Annotated in this window: 26 protein-coding genes; 2 read left to right on the top strand and 24 right to left on the bottom strand. The window is 61.2% G+C overall.

Annotation, left to right across the window (positions count from 1 at the left end):
• Nucleotides 1-3: 3 nt before the first annotated feature.
• The 22 genes from nuoK to VWY75_RS06125 all read right to left on the bottom strand — a co-directional run bounded on the left by nuoK (nt 4) and on the right by VWY75_RS06125 (nt 19,390).
• On the bottom strand, nt 4-309 hold the full coding sequence (nuoK, locus tag VWY75_RS06230) for an NADH-quinone oxidoreductase subunit NuoK (protein ID WP_416537792.1): 306 nt from the start codon (nt 307-309) through the stop codon (nt 4-6).
• Nucleotides 310-313: 4 nt separating this feature from the next.
• Complete coding sequence (locus VWY75_RS06225; protein ID WP_416537793.1) at nt 314-916, bottom strand: NADH-quinone oxidoreductase subunit J; 603 nt, start codon at nt 914-916, stop codon at nt 314-316.
• Nucleotides 913-1,332 (bottom strand): carboxymuconolactone decarboxylase family protein, encoded by a 420-nt coding sequence (locus tag VWY75_RS06220; protein ID WP_340545124.1) that lies wholly within the window; start codon nt 1,330-1,332, stop codon nt 913-915. The genes VWY75_RS06225 and VWY75_RS06220 overlap by 4 nt, the downstream gene beginning before the upstream one ends.
• Nucleotides 1,329-1,823: an NADH-quinone oxidoreductase subunit NuoI gene (gene nuoI / locus VWY75_RS06215; RefSeq protein WP_340545123.1), complete on the bottom strand. Its 495-nt coding sequence runs from the start codon at nt 1,821-1,823 to the stop codon at nt 1,329-1,331. Before nuoI ends, VWY75_RS06220 begins: the two co-directional genes overlap by 4 nt.
• Nucleotides 1,824-1,826: 3 nt before the next feature.
• Nucleotides 1,827-2,864 carry an NADH-quinone oxidoreductase subunit NuoH gene (nuoH, locus tag VWY75_RS06210; RefSeq protein ID WP_340545122.1) on the bottom strand — a complete coding sequence of 346 codons (1,038 nt, stop codon included), beginning with the start codon at nt 2,862-2,864 and terminating at the stop codon, nt 1,827-1,829.
• Between the two features lie 6 nt (nt 2,865-2,870).
• Nucleotides 2,871-3,257 carry a hypothetical protein gene (locus tag VWY75_RS06205; RefSeq protein ID WP_416537794.1) on the bottom strand — a complete coding sequence of 129 codons (387 nt, stop codon included), beginning with the start codon at nt 3,255-3,257 and terminating at the stop codon, nt 2,871-2,873.
• Nucleotides 3,254-5,272 carry an NADH-quinone oxidoreductase subunit NuoG gene (gene nuoG / locus VWY75_RS06200; protein ID WP_416537795.1) on the bottom strand — a complete coding sequence of 673 codons (2,019 nt, stop codon included), beginning with the start codon at nt 5,270-5,272 and terminating at the stop codon, nt 3,254-3,256. Before nuoG ends, VWY75_RS06205 begins: the two co-directional genes overlap by 4 nt.
• A 3-nt stretch (nt 5,273-5,275) precedes the next feature.
• Nucleotides 5,276-5,680, bottom strand: coding sequence for a DUF5333 domain-containing protein (locus tag VWY75_RS06195; RefSeq protein ID WP_340546294.1), 405 nt, complete (start codon nt 5,678-5,680; stop codon nt 5,276-5,278).
• A gap of 113 nt (nt 5,681-5,793) precedes the next feature.
• A complete protein-coding gene (locus tag VWY75_RS06190) occupies nt 5,794-6,132 on the bottom strand; it encodes a hypothetical protein (protein ID WP_416541663.1) in 339 nt (112 codons plus the stop codon).
• Between the two features lie 29 nt (nt 6,133-6,161).
• Nucleotides 6,162-7,460, bottom strand: coding sequence for an NADH-quinone oxidoreductase subunit NuoF (gene nuoF, locus VWY75_RS06185; RefSeq protein WP_040172812.1), 1,299 nt, complete (start codon nt 7,458-7,460; stop codon nt 6,162-6,164).
• 6 nt (nt 7,461-7,466) lie between these two features.
• A complete protein-coding gene (locus tag VWY75_RS06180) occupies nt 7,467-7,694 on the bottom strand; it encodes a DUF5337 domain-containing protein (protein ID WP_340545117.1) in 228 nt (75 codons plus the stop codon).
• 53 nt (nt 7,695-7,747) lie between these two features.
• Nucleotides 7,748-8,941: an NADH-quinone oxidoreductase subunit E gene (locus VWY75_RS06175; RefSeq protein ID WP_416537797.1), complete on the bottom strand. Its 1,194-nt coding sequence runs from the start codon at nt 8,939-8,941 to the stop codon at nt 7,748-7,750.
• Nucleotides 8,941-10,152 carry an NADH-quinone oxidoreductase subunit D gene (locus VWY75_RS06170; RefSeq protein WP_260084618.1) on the bottom strand — a complete coding sequence of 404 codons (1,212 nt, stop codon included), beginning with the start codon at nt 10,150-10,152 and terminating at the stop codon, nt 8,941-8,943. The genes VWY75_RS06175 and VWY75_RS06170 overlap by 1 nt, the downstream gene beginning before the upstream one ends.
• Entirely contained in the window at nt 10,152-10,757 is a 606-nt protein-coding gene (locus VWY75_RS06165; RefSeq protein WP_340545115.1) for an NADH-quinone oxidoreductase subunit C, read from the bottom strand. The genes VWY75_RS06170 and VWY75_RS06165 overlap by 1 nt, the downstream gene beginning before the upstream one ends.
• Before the next feature lie 24 nt (nt 10,758-10,781).
• The gene (locus VWY75_RS06160; protein ID WP_082996117.1) at nt 10,782-11,315 is read right to left on the bottom strand and encodes a NuoB/complex I 20 kDa subunit family protein; all 534 of its coding nucleotides are present in this window, start codon (nt 11,313-11,315) and stop codon (nt 10,782-10,784) included.
• Nucleotides 11,306-11,671, bottom strand: coding sequence for an NADH-quinone oxidoreductase subunit A (locus VWY75_RS06155; RefSeq protein ID WP_014874151.1), 366 nt, complete (start codon nt 11,669-11,671; stop codon nt 11,306-11,308). The genes VWY75_RS06160 and VWY75_RS06155 overlap by 10 nt, the downstream gene beginning before the upstream one ends.
• A gap of 238 nt (nt 11,672-11,909) precedes the next feature.
• Nucleotides 11,910-12,692, bottom strand: a complete 783-nt coding sequence (locus tag VWY75_RS06150) for a crotonase/enoyl-CoA hydratase family protein (protein WP_416535937.1) — start codon at nt 12,690-12,692, stop codon at nt 11,910-11,912.
• 90 nt (nt 12,693-12,782) lie between these two features.
• A complete protein-coding gene (locus VWY75_RS06145) occupies nt 12,783-13,643 on the bottom strand; it encodes a hydroxymethylglutaryl-CoA lyase (RefSeq protein ID WP_416537798.1) in 861 nt (286 codons plus the stop codon).
• Between the two features lie 91 nt (nt 13,644-13,734).
• Nucleotides 13,735-15,684 (bottom strand): acetyl/propionyl/methylcrotonyl-CoA carboxylase subunit alpha, encoded by a 1,950-nt coding sequence (locus VWY75_RS06140; RefSeq protein ID WP_340545112.1) that lies wholly within the window; start codon nt 15,682-15,684, stop codon nt 13,735-13,737.
• Nucleotides 15,685-15,774: 90 nt separating this feature from the next.
• A complete protein-coding gene (locus tag VWY75_RS06135; RefSeq protein WP_416539238.1) occupies nt 15,775-17,379 on the bottom strand; it encodes a carboxyl transferase domain-containing protein in 1,605 nt (534 codons plus the stop codon).
• On the bottom strand, nt 17,376-17,696 hold the full coding sequence (locus tag VWY75_RS06130; RefSeq protein ID WP_340545110.1) for a hypothetical protein: 321 nt from the start codon (nt 17,694-17,696) through the stop codon (nt 17,376-17,378). Before VWY75_RS06130 ends, VWY75_RS06135 begins: the two co-directional genes overlap by 4 nt.
• A 152-nt stretch (nt 17,697-17,848) precedes the next feature.
• A complete protein-coding gene (locus VWY75_RS06125; protein WP_416539237.1) occupies nt 17,849-19,390 on the bottom strand; it encodes an AMP-binding protein in 1,542 nt (513 codons plus the stop codon).
• Nucleotides 19,391-19,539: 149 nt separating this feature from the next.
• On the opposite strand from VWY75_RS06125, the gene VWY75_RS06120 reads away from it, so the two are divergent.
• The gene (locus VWY75_RS06120) at nt 19,540-20,142 is read left to right on the top strand and encodes an OmpW/AlkL family protein (protein ID WP_416539236.1); all 603 of its coding nucleotides are present in this window, start codon (nt 19,540-19,542) and stop codon (nt 20,140-20,142) included.
• 152 nt (nt 20,143-20,294) lie between these two features.
• On the opposite strand, the gene VWY75_RS06115 is transcribed toward VWY75_RS06120, so the two are convergent.
• Nucleotides 20,295-21,455 (bottom strand): isovaleryl-CoA dehydrogenase, encoded by a 1,161-nt coding sequence (locus tag VWY75_RS06115; protein WP_416539235.1) that lies wholly within the window; start codon nt 21,453-21,455, stop codon nt 20,295-20,297.
• A 198-nt stretch (nt 21,456-21,653) separates the two neighbouring features.
• On the opposite strand from VWY75_RS06115, the gene VWY75_RS06110 reads away from it, so the two are divergent.
• Nucleotides 21,654-22,718: a Hint domain-containing protein gene (locus VWY75_RS06110; RefSeq protein ID WP_340545106.1), complete on the top strand. Its 1,065-nt coding sequence runs from the start codon at nt 21,654-21,656 to the stop codon at nt 22,716-22,718.
• A gap of 21 nt (nt 22,719-22,739) precedes the next feature.
• On the opposite strand, the gene VWY75_RS06105 is transcribed toward VWY75_RS06110, so the two are convergent.
• Nucleotides 22,740-23,948: a DegT/DnrJ/EryC1/StrS family aminotransferase gene (locus VWY75_RS06105; RefSeq protein WP_416539234.1), complete on the bottom strand. Its 1,209-nt coding sequence runs from the start codon at nt 23,946-23,948 to the stop codon at nt 22,740-22,742.
• Nucleotides 23,949-23,969: the final 21 nt, after the last annotated feature.

Raw genomic sequence — 23,969 nt, 5'->3', positions numbered from 1 at the left:
GCTTTAGCCCTTCATCACGTTGATGTCTTCCACGGCGATGGTGCTGCGGTTGCGGAAGAAGCAAACCAGGATCGCAAGACCAATAGCGGCCTCGGCGGCGGCCACGGTCAGCACAAAGAGGGTGAAGACCTGACCCACCAGATCCCCAAGGAAGCTGGAGAAGGCCACAAGGTTGATGTTCACCGCCAAGAGCATCAGTTCGATGCTCATCAGCAGGATGATGACGTTCTTGCGGTTCAGGAAGAGCCCGAAGATGCCGATGACGAACAGCGTCGCCGCGACGGTTAGATAATGCTCGAGTGTGATCATTGTCTCAAAGCCCCTGCCCCGGTTTCACATCCTTGAGTTCCATGGCCAAGGCCGGATCGCGCATCATCTGGGCGACAACGTCCTGACGCTTGACGTCGGTGCGGTGGCGCAGGGTCAGCACAATGGCGCCGATCATCGCAACCAGCAGGATCAGGCCGGAAAGTTGGAACAGAAGGAAATATTGATCGTAAATGATGAGGCCAAGCGCCTCGGTGTTATGCTGGTCAGTCGGGATCGGCTGGGCCAGCTGCGTGGCCGCCGCCGGTGCGGTTTCCCACACACCAAAAGCCATCACGAACTGCATAAGGATCACCAGACCGATGAGCAGCGCCAACGGCATATAGCGCGCCATCTCTGCTTTCAGCTCGGCAAAATCCACGTCCAGCATCATCACCACAAAGAGGAACAGCACCGCAACGGCACCGACGTAGACGATGACCAGCAGCATGGCGACAAATTCGGCGCCCAGCAGCACGAACAGCCCGGCCGAGGAAATAAAGGCCAGGATCAGCCACAGCACAGAATGCACCGGCTGGCGGCTGATCACGGTGAACAGCCCGCCGGTGATGGCGCTGATGGCAAAGAGGTAAAAGGCAAAAACGGTCATGTTTCATCGTCCCCTTTGGCGTCCAGAACCTCTTGCGCCAGTTCCAGCGCGCGGGTCATGGCCGGGATGCCGGCAAACACCGACATCTGTCCGATCGTTTCAACGATCTCTTGTTTCTTAGCGCCCGCCTCCAGGGCATGGCGTACGGTCTGGCGCACGGCTGAATCCGCCTGCGCGCCCTGCATTGTCAGCCCGGCCAATGTCAGCAGCAGCCGGGTCTTGGCATCCAGCCCGCCCTTGTTGACGGTATTGCCGAACATCATCTCCATGACATCCTTCGGCATCGTCGGCCAAAGCGCTTCAAACTCCTTGAACGCTCCGGTGGGAGAGAAGCTCTCCAACGCCGGGTTCAGGGCTTTGGCCATGTCCTGGGCCTGGGCCATCATGGCCTCAAATGGGTTCTTGGCATCGCTCATCGGTACGGCGCGTCCAGTTCGAGATTGCGCGCGATCTCGGCTTCCCAGCGCTCCCCGTTCGAAAGCAGCTTGTCCTTGTCGTAGAACAGCTCCTCGCGGGTCTCGGTGGCGAACTCGAAGTTCGGGCCTTCGACAATTGCATCCACCGGGCAGGCTTCCTGGCAGAAACCGCAGTAGATACACTTCGTCATGTCGATGTCGTACCGCGTGGTGCGGCGGCTGCCATCCTCGCGCGGTTCTGCGTCGATGGTGATCGCCTGCGCCGGGCAGATCGCCTCGCACAGCTTGCAGGCAATGCAGCGCTCCTCGCCGTTCGGATAGCGGCGCAGCGCGTGCTCGCCGCGAAAACGCGGAGACAGCGGGCCCTTCTCGTGCGGATAGTTCAGGGTGGCCTTAGGGGCAAAGAAATACTTCATCCCCAGTTTGAAGCCGACCCAGAAATCCTGCAGCAGGAAGTATTTGGCGGCGCGGGTGTAGTCGATGTTCGCCATTGATCAGCCTCCCACGGTCCAGCGGGCGAAGATGCCCCAGAACCAGTCAAATTTTGCAGCAAAGGATACGAAGACCACCCAGGCCAGCGAGAACGGCAGGAACACTTTCCAGCCCAGACGCATCAGCTGGTCATAGCGGTAGCGGGGCGTGATTGCCTTCACCATTGCGAAGAGGAAGAAGAAGAACGCCATTTTGCCGACCATCCACAAGACGCCGTCGGGCAGCCCAGGGATCGGAGACAGCCAGCCGCCAAAGAACAACAGTGTTGTCAGCGCGCACATCAGGAAGATGGCGATGTATTCCCCGGCCATGAACAGCAGGAACGGTGTCGCCGAGTATTCCACCTGGTAGCCTGCAACCAGCTCCGATTCCGCTTCGGGCAGATCGAACGGCGGGCGGTTGGTTTCCGCAAGTGCCGAGATGAAGAACAGGAAGACCATCGGGAAATGCGGGATCCAGTACCAGTTCAGCAGACCCAGATCACCGTCCTGCGCGCGCACAATGTCGCCGAAGTTCATGCTGCCGGTGGAGATGATGACCCCAACGATGATCAGACCAATCGAGACCTCGTAAGAGATCATCTGCGCCGCTGAGCGCAAGCTGCCGAGGAACGGATATTTCGAGTTCGAGGCCCAGCCGCCCATGATCACGCCGTAGACCTCCAAGCTGGAGACCGCGAAAACATAGAGGATCGCCACATTGATGTCCGACAGGACCCAGCCGTCGTTGAAGGGGATCACCGCCCAGGCGATCATCGCCAGCACAAAGCTGGTCAATGGGGCCAGAATAAACACGGTGCGATCGGCACCGGCGGGGATCACCACCTCTTTGACAACATATTTGAGCGCGTCGGCCACCGTTTGCAGCAGGCCGTAGATGCCTACGACATTGGGGCCACGACGCATCTGGACAGCCGCCCAGATCTTGCGGTCCCCGTAGACGAGGAACAGCAGCGAAATCATGACAAATGCAACAACTGCAAGCACTTGCGCCAGGATCAGAACAGCGATGCCGCCTGGGGTGTTAAAGAATTCAGCCATAGGTCCTCACACCGTGGGTATTCCGTTAGCCTCGCAATCCGCGACCACGACTTCGGCGTCGATGGTGCGCAGTCCGCGCGGGAGGGAAGGCGAGATGGTGTAGACAGCATCTGCCGTCTGATTGCCACCCTCTTGTTTCATTTTTGTGCGCACATGACGTGCAAATCCATAACCGCGGATCAGCGCATATTGCGCCGCCGCGCATTCCGCATAGTTGTCCAGATCGGCACCATTGCGGGCGCCGGTCATGGCCACGTGGAATTGCACCAGATCTCCATCCAGTAGCCGTGTCTCTACCCCTTTGTAGTCGGGGGTGAACGGCGCCTGAGACGTCTGCAGAGCCTGCGCGCAGGCTGCCAGCAGCAGAGGCGATATGATGCCCGCACGGATCACTCCGCCGCGATCTTCTCGGCGCTACGCGCCTTTGCGTTGGCGGAGAGTTCCGCCATCAGCTGCGACGACCGCGCAATCGGGTTGGTCAGGTAGAAGTCCTTGACCGCAGGCAGGAATGCCGCCTTGCCCATGGCCTCAACCTCAAGCGCCGGGCCGTCATTTGCCGCCACTTCGTCAATGCGCGCCAGATGCGGCACCTCTGCCACCAGCCCACTGCGCAGTTGCGCCAGCGAGTCATAGGGCAGCTTGGCATCCAGCTCCGCGCTGAGCGCCCGCAGGATCGCCCAGTTTTCCTTGGCCTCACCGGGGGCAAAGCTTGCGCGCATGGCCAGCTGCGGACGACCTTCGGTGTTCACGAACAGACCGTTTTCTTCGGTATAGGCAGCACCGGGCAGGATGACGTCGGCGCGATGGGCACCACGATCGCCGTGCGAGCCCTGGTAGATCACAAAGGCGCCTGCATCAATTTCGACCTCATCAGCGCCGAGGTTGTAGATCACCTCTGCGCCGTCGATGGCCGCCTCAAGACCACCCTCGGTGACCGCATTCACATCCATCGCACCAACACGGCCGGCAGCGGTGTGCAGCACCAGCAGTTTGCTCTCGGTCATGGCCGCGTATTTCTGCGCATGGGCCAGTACCGCCAGACCATCGGCCTCACGCAGGGCACCCTGGCCGACGATAACCAACGTATCCTTGCCAATCGCGCCTTCGGTTTCGCCGTTGAGCAGTGTCTCGAGCGCTGCGCGGTCGGTGCCGAGGTGGGCGTAGTCATAGGTCAGATCGACCGGCTGGCCGATCAGGCCGATATTGGCGCCGTTGATCCAGGCCTTGCGCAGGCGGGCGTTCAGAACCGGCGCCTCATTGCGAGGATCGGTGCCAATCAGCATGATCGCCTTGGCGCTGTCGATATCTTCGATGGTGGCGGTGCCGACATAGGCCGCGCGGTTGCCGATCGGCAGACGGGACTTGTCCGTCCGGCACTCAACCTTGCCACCCTGCCCTTCCACCAGCTGTTTCAGCGCAAAAGCCGCCTCAACCGGGACCAGATCACCGATCAGGCCGGCAATCTTCTTGCCCTTCATTGCGGCGGCCGCTGCCTCCAGGGCCTCCGGCCAGGTCGCGGGCTTCAGCTTGCCGTCAACACGCACATAGGGGCGATCCAGACGCTGGCGACGCAGCCCGTCCCAGACGAACCGGGTCTTGTCGCTGATCCATTCCTCATTCACGCCGTCATGGTTGCGCGGCAGGATGCGCATCACTTCGCGGCCTTTGGTGTCGACACGGATGTTCGACCCCAGCGCGTCCATCACGTCGATGGTTTCGGTTTTGGTCAACTCCCACGGGCGGGCCGTGAAGGCATAGGGTTTCGAGGTCAGCGCCCCAACCGGGCACAGGTCGATGATGTTGCCCTGAAGGTTCGAATCCAGCGTCTCGTTCAGATAGGAGGTAATCTCGCTATCCTCACCACGACCGGTCTGGCCCATCTGGGTAATGCCTGCGACTTCGGTGGTGAAACGAACGCAGCGCGTGCAGGAAATGCAGCGGGTCATTGCGGTGCCAACGAGCGGGCCGAGATCGAGATCGTCGACGGCGCGCTTTGCTTCGCGGAAGCGCGAGAAATCGACGCCATAAGCCATCGCCTGATCCTGAAGATCACATTCGCCACCCTGATCGCAGATCGGGCAATCCAGCGGGTGGTTGATCAGCAGGAACTCCATCACGCCCTCACGGGCCTTCTTGACCATCGGCGAATTGGTCTTCACCTGCGGCGCCTGGCCTTCGGGACCGGGACGCAGGTCGCGGACCTGCATGGCGCAAGAGGCGGCAGGTTTCGGCGGGCCGCCGACAACCTCAACCAGGCACATCCGGCAATTGCCGGCAATCGACAGCCGCTCATGGTAGCAGAAGCGGGGAATTTCCACCCCGGCCTCTTCACAGGCCTGGATCAGGGTCATCGCCCCATCCACCTCAATCTCGGTTCCGTCAATGTTGATCTTGCGGAGGTCAGACATGGTCTATTTCGCCCTCAGTAAAACGCCGATCGCGCTGTTTTTCTTGATTTCCGCACGACCAAACGTACAGAATGTTTCCGTTTTCTCATATGAGACCCCGTTTTGCGCCAGGAAGCGTTCTCCCTTGGCCCGCATCCGGGCTTTTTCCTCGTCCGAGCCGATGTAGGCGCGGATTTCCGTATCCGTGTAGCCAAGAGCATTGGCACGTGCCCGCAGGCGCCGCAGTTCGGTCAGACCCTTGAAGTAACGCGCGGTAATCGCATCACAGTGGTCGGCCACTTCCTTGGCCAGAGCGACCGCGAACAGCGGGTCTTCGATCTCTTGCACATCGCGCAAGGACGGCTTTGCCGCGCCCATCGACGGCAGTAGCATCAGGCAGGCGGCACAGGTCGCAATCAGGATTCGCATTGGTGAACACTCCTTGGTGAGGGAGCGACCAGAACACGCGCAGGCGACGGCGTTATGCAATAACACCGGCGCGGGCGCAGATGGCGCGGCCATGGGATATGCCCGGCCTGCGATCACGGGGTGCAGGTTCCACCATAGACGGCCGTATCGCCATCCAGCGGCACGGCAATATCCGCATCAAGCGGGTTGACCTGCCAGGCAATGCGCGACGTGCCGAAGTTTTCGATGCAGTAACGGGTGCTCTCGTGTTGAGCGGCCAGCCGCGCGCCTTCCAGCGAGCGAGAGGCTTTGGATACCGTAGTGGTAAACACCGCCAGCGTCTCTTTCTTGTTGACCGCTTTGGACTTCGCCGAGAAGGGCACGCCCGCGTAGGTCGGGCGATTGTTGACGATACCGTCACACCCCGCCAGCACCCCGCCGCAGACGGCCAGCACAGCCATGGTTTTGGTCACACCCGTGATCATCCGCTACCCCCCCGACCCTATTCGGCTGCCATGGCGCCCATGCGCCCGGACTTCTGTGCCTTGATACGGTCTTCGATTTCCTCGCGGAAATTGCGGATCAGGCCCTGGATCGGCCAGGCTGCGGCGTCGCCGAGCGCGCAAATGGTGTGGCCTTCGACCTGCTTGGTCACATCCCAAAGCATGTCGATCTCTTCCAGCTCGGCCTCGCCCTTCACCAGACGATCCATCACGCGCATCATCCAGCCGGTGCCTTCACGGCAGGGCGTACACTGACCGCAGCTTTCGTGCTTGTAGAACTTCGACAGGCGCCAGATCGCCTTGATGATATCGGTCTGCTTGTCCATCACGATGACCGCCGCTGTGCCAAGGCCGGAGCCCAGTTCGCCGCGCAGATAGTCAAAGTCCATGATGGCGTCTTTCATCTTCTCGCCGCGCACACAAGGAACCGAAGAGCCGCCGGGAATGACAGCCAGAAGATTGTCCCAGCCGCCGCGAATACCGCCGCAATGCTTCTCGATCAGCTCCTCAAAGGAGATGCTCATCGCCTCTTCAACCACACAGGGATTGTTGACGTGACCGGAGATCGCAAACAGCTTGGTGCCGGCGTTGTTCTGACGGCCAAAGCCTGCAAACCAATCGGGTCCGCGACGCAGAATGGTCGGCACCACGGCGATAGACTCCACGTTGTTCACCGTGGTCGGGCAGCCATAAAGGCCAGCACCAGCCGGGAACGGCGGCTTCATACGCGGCATGCCCTTCTTGCCCTCAAGGCTTTCGATCAGCGCAGTTTCTTCGCCGCAGATATAGGCCCCTGCACCATGGTGCAGGAAGACGTCAAAGTCCCAGCCGGATCCGGCTGCATTGCGCCCCAGAAGACCTTGGTCATAGCATTCGTCGATGGCGGCCTGCAGCGCCTCGCGCTCGCGGATGTATTCGCCGCGCAGATAGATGTAGCAGGTATGCGCATTCATCGCGAAGGAGGCGATCAGCGCGCCCTCGATCAGCGTGTGCGGATCATGGCGCATGATCTCGCGGTCTTTGCAGGTGCCCGGCTCCGATTCATCGGCGTTGATGACCAGATAGGAGGGACGACCATCGCTCTCTTTCGGCATGAAGGACCATTTGAGGCCGGTCGGGAAGCCCGCACCACCGCGTCCGCGCAGGCCGGAATCCTTCATGTTCTGGATGATCCAGTCCCGCCCTTTTTCGATGATGCCCGCAGTGCCATCCCAATGGCCCCGCTGTTTTGCGCCTGCCAATGTGCGCTCATGCATCCCGTAAAGGTTGGTAAAGATCCGGTCCTGGTCCTTCAGCATGTCTGCCTACCTTTGGCTGTCCTGGCGCATCCGCCAGAGTTGAAAAATGTTGACCGCTGCATAGATGAAGCCTGCAAGGGCTGCGAAATCAAACAGCAGAGCGTAGCGCCCGGCGAGCCCCAGCGCGGGGCCGATGAACAACGACATTGCCAGCCAGCCAAGCATGGTTGCGGCAATCACCAATGCGATGTGCCGTCCCTTTGCTGCCAGTGCTTTGTCGCGCTCTACGCTCATGTGGTCCTGAATATTGGCCCCTGCCCCGTAGGACAGGCGCGGTTATCGTGGTGTCAGTCTTTTTTGTAGCGGTCGTCGGCCTTGGCCTTCTTGGCGAATTCGGTTTCCTCGCCAGCCGCCAATTGCCGGGACTGTTCGATCCAGCCGTCGCGGACGATGCGCCCCTTGAACTTCAACCGGCTATCGACCCATGCGATCTGCTCATCCGTCCAGGCGGCGATCTGGTCAAAGTGGTAGAACCCCAGATCATTCAGGGTCTGCTCCAACTTGGGACCGACACCTTTCAGCATCTTCAGATCATCGGCCTTACCATCACGCGCTGCGGTCAGGGTTTCCGGCTTCTGTTCAACAGCGGCTCCGGCTTCTGCGGCGGCGCCCTCTGGCGATGCCGGTTCGCTGACAGCAGCTTTTTTCGGAGCGGCCTTCTTTGGTGCGTCGCTCTTTGCCTTGGCAACCTCGGCCTGTTTCACTGCCGGAAGCGGTGTTTTCGGCGCGGGCGGCGGGGTGTCGGCACTGTCGCGACCGGCAACCTTGCCGTCCTTGCCAATCCATGGCGTCAGGATCGGCACTTCGGTGCCGTCGATACGCTTGACTGTATCGCCAATATCCGCCGCCAGCTGGACCGACGCATTATACTGCGTCTTGCCGCTTTCATATTCTGTCAGCGAGGTCAGCCCCGATTTCGGCTCGGCCGCGTAGCGCCCGTTTTGCGGGCCCGGCAGCGGCACCTGACCGGCAGCCAGATCATCCAGCAGCTTGGCAAAGCCTTCTGCGGTCAGATCTTCGTAATAATCCTTGCCGATCTGGGCCATCGGGGCGTTGGTGCAGGCACCAAGGCACTCGACCTCTTCCCAGGTAAACTTACCATCCGCCGACAGGGTAAAAGGCTTGTTCGCGATCTTTTCCTGACAGACGGCAATCAGATCCTCTGCACCGCAGATCATGCAGGACGTGGTCCCGCAGATCTGAACATGTGCAACCGATCCAGTGGGTTGCAGCTGGAACATGAAGTAGAAGGACGCAACCTCAAGCGCACGTATATAGGCCATGCCCAGCATGTCCGCGACATATTCGATTGCAGGCTTCGTCAGCCAGCCTTCCTGCTCCTGCGCACGCCACAGCAGCGGAATGATCGCACTGGCCTGACGGCCATCAGGGAATTTGGTGATCTGCGCTTCGGCCCATGTCTGGTTCTCGGGCGTGAAGGCAAAACTATCGGGTTGTTCGGAATGCAGACGACGAAGCATTAGCGGTCAATCTCTCCAAATACGACGTCCATGGTGCCAATGATGGCCGCGACGTCGGCGAGTTGGTGGCCCTTGGCCACATAATCCATGGCCTGCAGATGCAGGAAGCCCGGCGCACGCAGCTTGGCGCGATAAGGTTTGTTGGTGCCATCTGCAACCAGATAGACGCCAAATTCGCCCTTGGGTGCCTCAACAGCGGCGTAGACCTCGCCGGCGGGCACGTGGAACCCCTCGGTATAGAGCTTGAAGTGATGGATCAGGCTCTCCATCGAAGTTTTCATATCGCCCCGTTTGGGCGGGGTCAGCTTGCCACGGGCCAGAATATCACCGGGGGTCTCGCGCAGTTTGCCGATACACTGGCGAATGATCGACAGCGACTGGCGCATCTCTTCCATACGGACAAGGTAGCGGTCGTAGCAGTCGCCGTTCTTGCCAACCGGGATCTGGAAATCGAATTCGTCATAGCACTCATAGGGCTGCGCACGGCGCAGGTCCCAGGCAAGGCCGGAGCCGCGTACCATCACCCCGGAGAACCCGTAGTTGAGAATATCTTCCTCGGTCACGACACCGATATCGGCATTCCGCTGTTTAAAGATGCGGTTCTCGGTCAGCAGCCCGTCGATGTCATCCAGAACGGATGGGAAGCTATGGGTCCAGGCTTCGATATCGTCGATCAGCGCGTCGGGCAGATCCTGATGCACACCACCGGGGCGGAAATACGCCGCGTGCAGGCGCGCACCACAGGCCCGCTCGTAGAAGATCATCAGCTTCTCGCGCTCTTCAAAGCCCCACAGCGGCGGGGTCAGAGCGCCAACGTCCATCGCCTGCGTCGTCACGTTCAGCAGGTGATTGAGGATCCGGCCGATCTCGGAATAGAGAACGCGGATCAGCGACGCGCGACGCGGCACTTCCACGCCGGTCAGCTTTTCGATGGCCAGACACCAAGCATGTTCCTGGTTCATCGGCGCCACATAGTCGAGGCGGTCGAAATACGGCAGGTTCTGCAGGTACGTCCGGCTCTCCATCAGCTTTTCGGTGCCGCGGTGCAACAGGCCGATATGCGGGTCGCAGCGCTCAACGATTTCGCCGTCCAGCTCCAGCACCAGACGCAGAACGCCGTGTGCCGCAGGGTGTTGCGGTCCGAAGTTGATGTTGAAGTTACGGATCTTCTGTTCGCCGGTCAGGGCGTCATCCATTTTGGAGCCGTCCATTACTTCGCCCCCTCTTTCTCGTCGCCGGGCAGGATGTATTCGGCACCCTCCCACGGGCTCATGAAGTCAAACTGGCGGTACTCCTGAACCAGGCTGACCGGTTCATAGACAACGCGTTTCTGCGCCTCGTCGTAGCGAACCTCTGTATAGCCGGTGGTCGGGAAATCCTTGCGCAGCGGATAGCCACGGAAACCATAGTCGGTCAGAATGCGGCGCAGATCCGGGTGGCCGGTGAACAGGATGCCGAACATGTCGAACACCTCCCGCTCAAACCAGTTGGCCGAGGGATGGATCGTCACGATCGACGGCAGCATCTCATCCTCGCGGATCGACACGCGCAGGCGGATCCGCTGGTTCTGATACATCGACAGAAAGTGGTAGACCACGTCGAACCGCTTGGCGCGGTCCGGGTAGTCAACGGCCGTGATATCGACAAGCGACGAGAACTTGCAGGTCGCATCGGCTTTCAGAAATTCGACAAACCCCGCAAGGTTCGACGGGGCAACATCGACATTCAGCTCATCAAAGCTGACATCCCAGTCGATGACACAATCAGGACGTTTGGCAGCGATCTGGGTGCCGAGTTCTTTCAGAGCTTCAGTCATATTTGTCTCTCCAACCAAAGCCACTTAACGCACAAGCGTGCCGGTGCGGCGAATTTTGCGCTGCAATTGCATCAGACCATACAGCAGCGCCTCTGCCGTCGGCGGGCAACCGGGCACATAGACATCCACAGGCACGATCCGGTCACATCCGCGCACCACGGAATAGCTGTAGTGGTAATAGCCGCCGCCATTGGCGCAGGACCCCATCGAGATCACATAACGCGGCTCGGGCATCTGGTCGTAGACCTTGCGCAGGGCGGGCGCCATCTTGTTGGTCAGCGTCCCCGCGACGATCATCACATCCGACTGGCGCGGAGAGGCACGCGGCGCGATACCGAAACGCTCGGCATCGTAGCGCGGCATCGAGGTGTGCATCATCTCAACCGCGCAGCAGGCCAGACCAAAGGTCATCCAGTGCAGCGAGCCGGTGCGCGCCCAGTTGATGATATCCTCTGCCGAGGTCAGCAAAAACCCCTTGTCCTGCAGTTCGGCATTCAGGGCCTGGGTGACAACTTCCTTGTCGACGCCAGCCGTATTGGCTCCGGTCATCACTCCCATTCCAGGGCCCCCTTCTTCCACTCATAGGCAAAACCGATGGTCAGCACAGCGAGAAACACCATCATCGACCAGAAGCCCGCATCGCTCATATCCTTGAAGCCGACGGCCCAGGGAAACAGAAACGCAATTTCCAGATCAAAAATAATGAACAGAATCGACACCAGGTAGAACCGGACATCAAACTTCATCCGTGCGTCGTCGAATGCGTTGAACCCGCATTCGTAGGCGCTGACCTTTTCAGGGTCCGGATTGCGGACGGCCAGCACAACTGCCGCCAAAATAAGAACAATTCCAAGCCCGACCGCTACGGCCAGAAACACCAGAATCGGGAGGTATTCCCGCAACATCTCTTCCACGAGTGGCTCCTTTCCGTGCGCGCGGATTTCTGCGCGCCGTCAATTGGCGTGTTGACTTGGGGCAGTGTCTACTCCCCTCCCCCCTCACCGTCAACCAACGCATCGTTAATGGATAAACCTTCTGTAACGGGCGCGGCAGATCCACATCATGGGCCTTAAACCCTATTGTTTTCATAGGATAAGGCGTACCCGGCAAAAGGCACGCCCCAAGCGAAGAAATCAGGCATTTTTAACGGGGCTACCGCTGCCAGCTTGGTTTTTCCTTGGCGAAAAACGCGGCAATCCCTTCGGGTGCCTCCCGGCCTTCCCAGCGCTCCACCAATGCGGCAATCGTATGATCAATCACCGCATCGTCGATTTTCGGCCCCAGATCACGTACCAATGCCTTTGCGGCCCCGACCGCCTCGGGCGCGCAGCTCAGATAGGGGGTCACCTCGGCCTCGATTGCGGCGTCCATCTCGCTGGCGGGCACGGTCCGCGCAAGAATCCCGAGATCGACCGCCTCATCAGCCCCGAACAGACGCGCCGACATAAAGACACGCCGCGCCCGCGCCTCGCCCATGCGGGCGACGACATAGGGGCCAATCGTGGCCGGGATCAGGCCCAGCCGTGTCTCCGTAAGACCCATCTTGATGTGGTCGGCCCCAATCGCGACATCGCAGACACAAGCCATGCCGACACCGCCGCCAAAGGCATTGCCCTGAACCGCCCCAATCACCGGCTGCGGCAGGGTATTGATGGCCATCAGCATCTCCGCAAGAACCCTGGCTTCGCGCGCGCGGGTTTCGGCATCCGCAGTCATCTGTGCCTGCATCCAGCCCAGATCGCCGCCCGCGCAGAAACTCTTGCCCGCCCCGGTGAGCACGACAACGCGCACCGACCGGTCCGCAGCCAGCGCAGCTGCGGCAGCCTTCAGCTCCTGTAGCATTTCGCCTGACATGGCGTTGTGCTTCTCGGGGCGGTTGAGCATGAGGGTCGCAACACCCCGATCGTCGGTGGTCAGCGTGAGTGTGGTGTACATAGGGGTCGTCCTGCCTGTCCTGGTCGCAGCCCACTGCCGGCGGGCTGCGATTTTGGTTTCGGTCCGCTGTTGTTTACGCTTCGGCGTGAATCAGCTGTCGTCGCTGCGCATTGCCTGGGCCATCTTCGCCGCGTCCTGTAGCACAGAACCGTCAAGACCCGTCTCGTAGCCAAGCCGCGTCAGATGCTCATGCACCGCCTCGGTTGCGACATTGCCTGCTGCCCCCGGCGCATAGGGGCAACCGCCCAGGCCGCCGACGGCCGCGTCAAACACCCGGACACCAAGCGAAAGCGACGCATCAATGTTGTCAATCGCCCGCCCCGCCGTGTCATGATAGTGCCCCGCCAAGCGGCTGACCGGCACCCGCTCACGCACCGCAAGCAACATGCGTGCAATCGAATCCGGTGTTGCCTGACCAATGGTGTCGCCCAGCGAAATCTCATAGCAGCCCATGGAGAACAGCCGATCCGCCAGCGCCGCAACAGCGTCGGGGTCCGTTGGCCCGTCAAACGGGCATTCGGTCACACAGGAGATATATCCGCGCACCGGCAGGTCGATATGGCGCGCGGCCTCGATGATTGGCGTGAATCGTTCGATGGATTCGGCCACGCTGGCGTTGATATTGGCCTTGGAGAACCCCTCCGACGCAGAGGCAAAGACCGCGATCTCATCCGCTTTGGCGGCCAAGGCATCCTCGTAACCGCGCATATTCGGCGTCAGCGCGGCATAGCGCACATCCGCCCCACGGTTGATCCCGGCGAGCACCTCGCCCGATCCGGCCATCTGCGGCACCCATTTGGGCGAGACAAAGCTCGCCACTTCGATCCGCCGGAAGCCCGCCTGCGTCAGGCGGTCGATCAGCGCAACCTTCTCCGATAACGGTATGTCCCGCTTTTCATTCTGCAAACCATCGCGTGGTCCGACTTCGAAAATCTCGACGCTTTCACCCACAGCACATCCTCCCAAGCTCAATTCACAAATCAAATGGCCCATCAGGCCGCAGGGCGCGGGCACGACCCGAGATCGCGCCCATGCCAGCCGTTTAGCTGTCCGCCTCCTCCAGGCGGACCAACGCGGCCCCCGCTTCGACCTGATCACCAGCCGAGGCCAGCACCTCAGCCACCACGCCGTCGCGGGCCGCCAGAAGCGAGTGTTCCATTTTCATCGCCTCAAGGATAGCGAGTCGTTCACCTTCTTTGACGCTCTGGCCTGCTTCGGCAAAAACCGCCTTGACCAGACCGGGCATCGGGGCCTCGATCACATTCTGATCCCCGCCCGCTGCCGATGCGCGGTCCAGGGGGTCAATCACCTCGAACTCAAGGCCATAGCTATCAAATACGGTGATCGTATTGCCCGATTGGGCGATCGAGGGCAGACGATTACCGCCCAGCACCCAATGTCCACCGATCCTGGTGGCGCAGACCTGGGATTCGGGGTCCTGGGGGAACTCCCAGATCTGGCGATCCGGTCCATCCACCTCAACCGTGGCTTCAAACACATCACCCTGATGGCTGAGGTGAACGGAACGGCGCATATCGGACCAAAGGGTAAAGCCGGTCTCCCAGCCGCCCTCGAGGAGGCCAAGGGCCTGCATACCGGCGGCGGCCTTCTGCTCGGGCGTCACCCCAGGCGCCTGCACCAGCTGATCCAGATCGCGCGCGATAAGGCCCGTGTCGACGTTCCCCGCCGCAAAGCCCTCATGCGCCGCCAGCGCGCCAAGGAAGGCAAGGTTGGTGACCGTGCCGCCGACCTCGGTTGCCGCCAGCGCCTGCGACAGGCGCGACAGGGCGATTGCGCGGGTGGGACCATGTACGATCACCTTCGAGATCATCGGATCATACCAGGGGCTGATGGTATCCCCTGCCCTGACACCGCTGTCGGCGCGGGCCTCAGCCGGGAAGGACAGATGCGTCAGCGTGCCGGTTGCGGGCAGGAAGCCCTTGGGCACGTCTTCGGCGTAAAGCCGTGCCTCAAACGCATGGCCGGTGATGGTGAGGTCTTCCTGTTTGGCAGGCAGGCTCTCGCCCGATGCAACCCGCAGCTGCCATTCCACCAGATCAACGCCGGTGATCAGCTCGGTCACTGGATGCTCCACCTGCAGGCGGGTGTTCATTTCCATGAACCAGAACCCGTCAGGGCGCAGCCCGTCAGAGCCGTCAACGATGAACTCAACCGTGCCCGCGCCCTTGTAGCCGATGGCTTCGGCCGCGCGCACGCCAGCCTCGCCCATCGCGGCGCGCATTTCTGCGGTCATGCCCGGCGCGGGGGCTTCCTCGATCACCTTCTGATGGCGGCGTTGCAGGGAGCAGTCGCGCTCGAACAGATGCACGGCACTTTTGCCGTCGCCAAAAACCTGCACCTCGATATGGCGCGGCTGCTGGATGTATTTCTCGATCAGCACATCGGGGTTGCCAAAGGCGGTGGTGGCCTCTCCCTGCGCGCTTTTGAGCGCGTCGGCGAAATCGGCAGGTTTCTCAACCAGCCGCATCCCCTTGCCGCCGCCACCGGCAACTGCCTTGATCAGCACCGGATAGCCAATCTGATCCGCCTGATCCCTGAGGAAATCGGCATCCTGATTGGCGCCGTGATAGCCCGGCACCACCGGCACGCCAGCCGCCTCCATCAGCACCTTGGCGGCGTCTTTCAGACCCATCTTGCGGATCGCCTCCGCAGAAGGGCCGATGAAGGTAAGGCCCGCAGCCTCTACCGCATCCACAAAACCCGGGTTCTCCGAAAGAAACCCATAACCCGGATGGATGGCCTGCGCACCGGTCGCCCTGGCGATTGCGATGATCTCATCGCCGAGGAGATAGCTGTCGGCCGGCGCCGGGCCATGCCCGATGTGGCAGGCCTCATCCGCCATGGCGACATGCTTTGCGCCACGATCGGCGTCGGAATAGACCGCCACGGTTTTCACGCCCATGGCGCGGGCGGTTTCCATCACGCGGCAGGCGATTTCGCCGCGGTTGGCAATCAGGATCTTGTCAAACATGGGGTTGGTCCTTTGTCTGGAGCTCTGGACCGGGGGCTGCCTGCCCCCGGACCCCCGGGGATATTTTGGGCCAGAAGAAACGCGGGGCGCTTACATCCGGAAGACGCCGAATTTGGTCTCTTCGATCGGGGCGTTCAGGGCGGCACTCAGCGACAGGGCCAGCACGTCGCGACTCTTGCGCGGGTCGATGATGCCGTCGTCCCAAAGCCGCGCCGAGGCGTAAAGCGGGTGGCTCTGCTCCTCGAACATCTCGATGGTGGGGCGTTTGAACTCGGCCTCGTCTTCAGTGCTCCAGCTGCCGCCCATACGTTCGATCGCGTCGCGTTTCACTGTCGCCAGCACGCCCGCCGCCTGCTCGCCACCCATCACCGAGATACGGGAATTCGGCCAGGTCCACAGAAAACGCGGGGAATAGGCGCGGCCCGACATGCCGTAATTGCCGGCACCGAAGGAGCCGCCAACCAGCATCGTAACCTTCGGCACATTGGTGGTGGCAACCGCTGTCACCATCTTGGCGCCGTGGCGGGCAATGCCTTCGTTCTCATATTTGCGGCCGACCATGAAGCCGGTGATGTTTTGCAGGAACACCAGCGGGATCTTGCGCTGGGAGCACAGCTCCACGAAATGCGCGCCTTTCTGGGCGGCTTCGGAGAACAGGACACCGTTGTTGGCGATGATGCCGACCGGGCAGCCCTTCACATGGGCAAAGCCGGTCACAAGGGTCTCGCCAAAGCGCGGCTTGAACTCATCAAAGCGCGAGCCATCGACCAGCCGCGCAATCACCTCGCGGATGTCATAAGGCGTGCGCAGATCGCCCGGCACCACGCCGAGGATTTCCTCGGGGTCGTAGGCGGGGTCCTCTGGGCTGGCCCAGTTCACTGTCAACGGCTTGGTGATATTCAGCGATTGCACCGCGCGCCGCGCCAGTGCCAGCGCATGGGCGTCATCCTCGGCGAGGTAATCCGCCACACCGGAGAGGCGCGTGTGCACATCGCCGCCGCCCAGATCCTCGGCGCTGACCACCTCGCCCGTGGCGGCCTTCACCAGCGGCGGGCCCGCGAGGAAGATGGTGCCCTGCTCCTTCACGATGATGGTGACATCCGACATCGCCGGCACATAGGCACCGCCCGCAGTGCAGGAGCCCATGACGACGGCAATCTGCGGGATGCCCTTGGCCGACATCCGCGCCTGATTGTAGAAGATGCGCCCGAAGTGGTCACGGTCGGGGAAAACCTCATCCTGGTTGGGCAGATTGGCACCACCCGAGTCGACCAGGTAGATGCAGGGCAAACGGTTTTCCTCGGCAATCTCCTGCGCGCGAAGGTGCTTCTTCACCGTCATCGGGTAATAGGTGCCGCCCTTCACGGTGGCGTCGTTGCAGACCACCATGACCTCCTGGCCGTGAACCCGACCGATGCCCGCGATCACGCCCGCCGCAGGAGCAGCACCGTCATACATGGCGTGCGCCGCAGTGGCGCCGATCTCCAAAAACGGGGAGCCGGGGTCCAAGAGGTTCGCCACCCGGCGGCGCGGCAGCATCTTGCCGCGGCTTTCGTGCCGGGCGCGGGATTTCTCGCCGCCCCCCATGCGCGCGGCCTCGGCTGCCTCGCTGATCTGCGCGAGCGCGTCCAGATGCGCCTCGCGGTTCTGTTTGAAGCCTTCCGAGGAAGGCATCGCCTTGGAATTGAGTTTCATTTCACATCCAATTCATTTGCTACACCGGCAGTGCGTGCCAATTCGCGAGCCGTGCTCCATCGCAACACGACTTTCAGGGTTTCACACATAAATTTCGTCATCTGCGCGCAGTTGGGGGCCAACTCATCGTTCATAAGCGTTGCCAATCTCTGATGATACGATTGCTCCAAGAAGGCGTCAGACAACGATGCCTGTTCAGGAAGTACCGCTGCGATCGCCTCAGTTCGACCTCGAATATGGAGGGTCAGCTCCTCAATGCAGGGCCGCCTTTCATCATACAGCCTCCCATATTCGCAATAGTCGTATGCGGTGGACATACACCGACGATCCATCTCACTGGCAATGTGAGTGCTCGAAAGGGCAGTACAACGGTCAAACCAAAGTGGCACATCGAGTTGCTCTGGTGCTTTCTGCGCAGCTGCACCGGCGGCGCCTGCGATCAGAAGAGCCGATATTGCGAGTTGCCTTATCAATTCACCTCCCCCGCTGCCCGCGCCTTCAGTTCCTTGCGGATCACCTTACCGGTCACAGTCATAGGTAGGGCATCCAAGAACTCCACTTCGCGTGGGTAAGAATACTTTGCCAAACGGGATTTGACGTAGTCCTGCAGATCTTTCTCGGATGGTGAGTGACCGGGTTTCAGCACCACATAGGCCTTCACGATTTCGGTGCGCAGCTCGTCCGGCTTACCCACCACACCCACGGTTGCCACGGCCGGGTGGGTCATCAGGCAGTCCTCGATCTCGGCCGGGCCGATGCGATAGCCGGCGGAGGTGATGACATCATCCTCGCGGCCCACAAAGCGCAGATAGTCACCCTCCCAGATGCCGCGATCCCCGGTGACCAGCCAGTCGCCATGAAATTTTTCAGCCGTCGCGTCGGGGCGGTTCCAGTATTCAAGCATCATCGACGCCGCGCCCCGGCGCACGGCGACGTCGCCCTCAGCAAGCGTGGGGGTGCCGTCGGCGTCGATCACCTCGACCACGCACCCCGGAACCGTCCTGCCAATACAGCCCGGACGGACCGGGAAATCAGCGGCGCAGGAGGAAACCGTCATATTGCACTCGGTCTGACCGTAGAATTCGTTGATGGTCACGCCCAGGCTCCGCTGGCCCCAGGCGAGCATCTCTGCGCCCAGGGGCTCTCCACCAGACGCGACCGAGCGCAGACCGTCGAGTCCCTGCCCCGCCGCCTTCAGCAGGCGCAATGCGGTCGGCGGGAAGAAGACGTTGCGCACGTCCCCCCGGCGGATGATGTCGGCGCAAGCCTCCGGCGTAAATTTGTCCAACCGTGCGGCGACAACAGGGACGCCCAGCGCCAGACCCGGCATCAGCACATCGAACAGACCGCCGATCCAGGCCCAGTCCGCAGGGGTCCAGAGGCAATCGCCAGGTTGGCCGAGATGATCATGGCTGATCGCAACACCGGGAAGATGGCCCGACAAAACCCCGTGCCCGTGCAATGCCCCCTTGGCGCTGCCTGTGGTGCCGGAGGTGTAGATCAACACCGCTGGCGTCTCCGGGGTGGTTTCGGCATAGGGCAGCAGATCGCCATTGTGCGCCGGGGTTTCGGTCAGGACCTCCTCCACCAGAAGCGGCTGTGCCAGCTCACCCAGCTGGGCGGCCCCAGCCGTATCGGTCAGCACAAGGTCCAATCCGGCATCGCCGATGCGTGAGGCCAGCGCATCCTGCTGGAACAGCTTGAACAACGGCACCGAGATGGCACCGATCTTCCAGATCGCCAGATGCGCAACTGCGCAGCCGACAGACTGGCTCAGCAGTACACCGACACGATCTCCGGGGGCGACCTGCGCCGACAGGTGGCGGGCCAGCAGGTCCACCTGTCCGCGCAGCATCCCGTAGGTCACATCCCGGCGGTCTGCGGTTGTGAGGTCAATCAGCGCAAGCGCATCGTCCGGGTGGTCCAGAGCTTGTTCAGCCATGTTGAGGCGGGCAGGAAACGCCCAGTCGCCTGCGGCCGTCAACCCGGGATATGTCGTCTGCTTGGTCATTAACAGCCCCTCGCAGGTTGCATGGCCGACATGCGTTTTTTCACTGCGTTCCCAAGGGGAAAGCCCGCGCGGGTTTGATCCAGATCAGTGTAACACCCGGCGGATGAGCGCATAGATCCCCCGTACACGAAAGAAGAGGGATAGTCCCAATGACCCGTATGGTTTCCGCCCTGACTCTTAGCGCTGCACTGGCAGCCCTGGCCGGCCCCGCCCTTGCCCAGTCCCAGGGGGATTGGACCCTTGGCATCGGCATCGCCAACGTCAATCCGAAATCCGACAATGGTACGCTCGCCGGTGCTGCTGCCACGATTGACGACGATACTGCTCTGACCTTCACCGCGGAGTACTTCATCCGCGACAACATCGGGATTGAACTTCTGGCCGCCAGCCCGTTCGAACATGATATTTCTTTGAACGGCGCCTATACCGCGACTACGAAGCATCTGCCGCCGACCCTGTCGGTCAACTATCACTTCCCGACACAGACCAAGTTCAAACCCTTTGTCGGCGTTGGTATCAACTACACGACCTTCTTTGAGGAAAGCTCGCCCGCGGGGGTGATTTCGCTTGATGACAGCGTCGGGCTGGCACTGAACCTTGGCGCCGACTGGCAGATCTCGGATCGTGGCGCATTGCGGGTGAACGTCCGCTACATGGATATCGAAACCGATGTGACCCTGAACGGCACCAAGATCGGCACCGCCGAGATTGATCCGGTCACTGTTGGGTTTGGCTACGTTCACCGTTTCTGATCCCTTTGACGAGTAACTGATTAGAACGAGTGGTTCAGGGAGAGGCGGCGCACCTTATGGGGCGCCGCTTTCTCTGTCTTGCGCCTTGCAGGCGTGTTGCATCACCAAGCCGCAAGGCAGCAGTCACCCGGGGCCTCTGCCCCGGTGTCGGCTTACATCTGGCCCATCAGCTCGCGGCCGATCAACATCCGGCGGATCTCCGAGGTGCCCGCGCCAATCTCCATCAGCTTGGCATCCCGGAAGATACGGCCCACCGGGTTGTCGGAGAGATAGCCCGCCCCACCAAAGGCCTGCACCGCCTGATGCGCCTGCGTCATGGCCACCTCAGAGGCGTAAAGACAGCAGGCGGCGGCATCCTGGCGGGTCACGGTCCCCTTGTCGCAGGCTTTTGCCACTTCGTAGACATAAGCCCGCGCGGTGTTCATCGCGGTATACATGTCGGCGATCTTGCCCTGCATCAGCTGGAAGTTTCCAATCGGCTGGCCGAATTGTTTGCGTTCTTTCATGTAGGGCATCATCTCATCCATGCAGGCGGCCATGATGCCAGTGCCGATGCCCGCCAAAACGACGCGCTCATAGTCGAGACCAGACATCAGGACGCGCACGCCCTTCCCTTCTTCACCCAGCACATTCTCAAATGGGACCTCGACGTCTTCGAACACCAGTTCGGCGGTGTTGGAGCCGCGCATCCCGAGCTTGTCAAAATGCGGCGAGGTCGAGAAGCCCTTGAATTCCTTTTCGATCAGGAAGGCTGTGATCCCCTTGGATCCCGCTTCGGGGTCGGTCTTGGCATAGACCACCAGCGTGTCGGCATCGGGACCGTTCGTGATCCAGTATTTATTGCCGTTCAGGCGGTAGTGATCATTGCGCTTCTCCGCGCGCAGGCTCATCGAGACAACATCGGAACCGGCGCTTGCCTCGGACATGGCCAGCGCGCCGACGTGTTCGCCGGAAATCAGCCGCGGCAGATATTTTGCCTTTTGTTCGGCATTGCCGTTGAGCTTGATCTGATTGACGCAGAGATTCGAATGCGCGCCATAAGACAGCGACACCGAGGCGCTGGCCCTGGCGATTTCCTCAACCGCGACGGTATGGGCCAGATAGGACATGCCGGCACCGCCGAATTCCTCAGGCACGGTGATACCCAGCAATCCCAGCTCACCCATCTCCTGCCATAGCTCGGCGGGGAATTCGTTTTTCTGATCAATCTCCTGCGCCATTGGCTTGACGCGCTCCTGCGCCCAGCGGTGCACCATGTCGCGCAGGGCATTCACATCTTCGCCCAGATCAAAGGTCATGCTTGCGTTAAACATCGTTTTCTCCCGAAGTCGCCGGTTATTGAACAGTTGTTCATTAATAGCCACATCCCTGGCCTTCAGTCAATAAGATGACACCTCAGGGTGCAGAAATAATCTGCACATACCCGCCGCCACGGCGGTGCGATTGCCACACTGGCGCCTTACTTTGCGATTAACGCACTGTTTACCAAAAGCAGGCAGAGGCCCGGCGCGATGCAAAATCTGATCATCAACGGAACATTTGACAGCGGCTCCGCCAATTGGAGCGGCACCGACCTGGAGGCCAGCAATACCGAGAGCGCCTATCTCGGGAATGGCTCCTCCAATCGCGTGGCCGAAATGGACGGTCAATCCGGCCAGACCACCGTGATGGAGCAGAGTTTTACTGTCACTGCTCCGATCCAGACCACCCTGACGCTGGACGCCGCCCTGCGTACTGCCTCGCTGAGTCAGGCGGGCACCGAGGGATTTACCGTCGAAATTCTGGATGCGAGCGGAGCCGTTATCGCCTCCATGTCGGTGCTGCCGACCACCAGCAGCTTTACCCAGACCAGCCTGAATGTGAACTTCACCAGCCCCGGAGACTACACGCTGCGCCTGACCGAACTTGGCAGCGACGATAGTCTCGGCGCGATCGTCGACAATATCTCGCTCTTGGTATGCTTCTGCAATGGCACCCTGATCGAAACGGCCGACGGTCCCCGCGCCATCGAAACCCTCACGCCGGGCGACATGGTCATGACCGAGGACGGGCTGAAGCCGCTGCGCTGGATTGGCAGGCGGCGTGTCTCGGCGAACGAGATGAGGGACGACCCCAGGCTCCGCCCGGTGCGGATCGAGGCCGGCGCCCTCGGGCCGGGACTGCCCAAGAAACCGCTGCTGGTCTCGCGGCAGCATCGGATGCTGATCCGATCACGCGTGGCACAGCGCATGTTTGGCCAATTCGAGGTGTTGATCCCGGCCATTCGCCTTACCGCCCTGCCGGGGATCTATGTATCGGCACCGCAGGAGGGCATCGCCTATTTCCACATGCTGTTCGACAACCACGAGATCGTTCTCGCCAATGGTGCCCCCAGCGAAAGCCTGCTGGTCACCGAACCGTCGCTGGCCGCCCTCTCCCCCGCCGCGCGGCAGGAGTTGAAACAGCTGTTTCCGGATCTGGTTGGCGCGGCGCAGCACGGCCCTGCCAGCGCCAGACCCATCCCGCCACAGCCCAGACAAAAGCGGCTTCTGGAACGGATCGGCAAAAACAATCGCGCTGTCGTGGATCCTATCTGAGCCGAGCAGCCAGCCGACCCGTCAGCGCTCTCCGGCCTGGAACACCGCCGCCACCTCAGCCCGGATAATGCGCGCGATCTGCGCACAGTCGGAAAGCGAGAAGGTCAATGGCACCCGCATGTCGATGATCCCGTGCAGCACCCGATCACTTGCGGGCATTGCCGGTGCCGCCGCATAGCGCCAGCTGTCATAGCGGGAGGTGAATGCGACCGGCTCAGCCGCACCAAACCATTTGAGCTCGACTCCGCGAGCGCTGCACCGGCGCAGCACCTCACGGACATTGTCAGCCGACCAGTCCAGCAGCAGGAACTGGATGGAGGAGCCGACATATAACTCCGCTTGCGGGCGTTCAACGACCTGCAGGCCAGGCGTGTCTCGCAGCCCTGTCTCGATCTGCTGATAGCGTTCGTTCCAGCGCTGCACCTGCTGGTCCAGTTGCCGCAGCTGCGGGCGCAGGATCGCAGCGCGCAGGTTGTCCATACGGCCCGAAATATTGGGGGTTTCATATTTGATCCGCTCGAACACCTCAGGTCCGGGCGCAGCCCGATGCCGTGAGTAGAGCATATAAGACCCCGACAGCATGATGGCGCGGGCCGCGATTTCGGGGTCCGAGGTGATCATCAGACCGCCCTCTCCCGAGTTCACGTGCTTATAGGTCTGGCAGGAATAGCAGCCGACAGCGCCGTGACGGCCGGACAGAACCCCGTTCCACCGCGCCCCCATGGTGTGGGCGCAGTCCTCGATCACGGTGACACCCGCAGCATCGCAAATGGCCATCAACCGATCCATATCGCAAAGATGCCCCCGCATATGCGACAGCATCAGAACCTTTGGGTGACCATCCGCCGCCAGCTGACGCTCAAGATCCTCAAGATCAAGGGTCAGCGCTTCGGTTACCCCGACATAGACCGGCTGTGCGCCAACAGCGGCAATCGACCCCGGTACCGGCGCGAGGGTGAAGGCATTGGTCAGAACCCTGTCGCCGGGCCGCACCCCGACCGCGCGCAGGGCGGTTGCCAGCGCATAGCCCCCCGACGCCACGGCCAGGGCATAGGGCGCGCCCATCTGGGCCGCAAATTCCTCTTCCAGCAGGGTTACCTCGCCTGCCTCATCCGCTACCACATTGTAGCGATGCAGGCGTCCGTGGCGCATCACCGCGACGGCGGCTTCGATGGCATCTTCGGGGATGGGTTCCTGCTGGGTAAAGCTACCGCTGAATATCTCTGTCATGGTGTTTTTGTCTGCCCCTGA

Origin of the sequence: Phaeobacter sp. JH20_08, from assembly GCF_048056635.1 — a bacterium.
GTDB lineage: Bacteria > Pseudomonadota > Alphaproteobacteria > Rhodobacterales > Rhodobacteraceae > Phaeobacter > Phaeobacter bryozoorum.
Note: the sequence above shows the minus strand (reverse complement) of the source record. Positions and strands in the feature narration are given on the sequence as shown.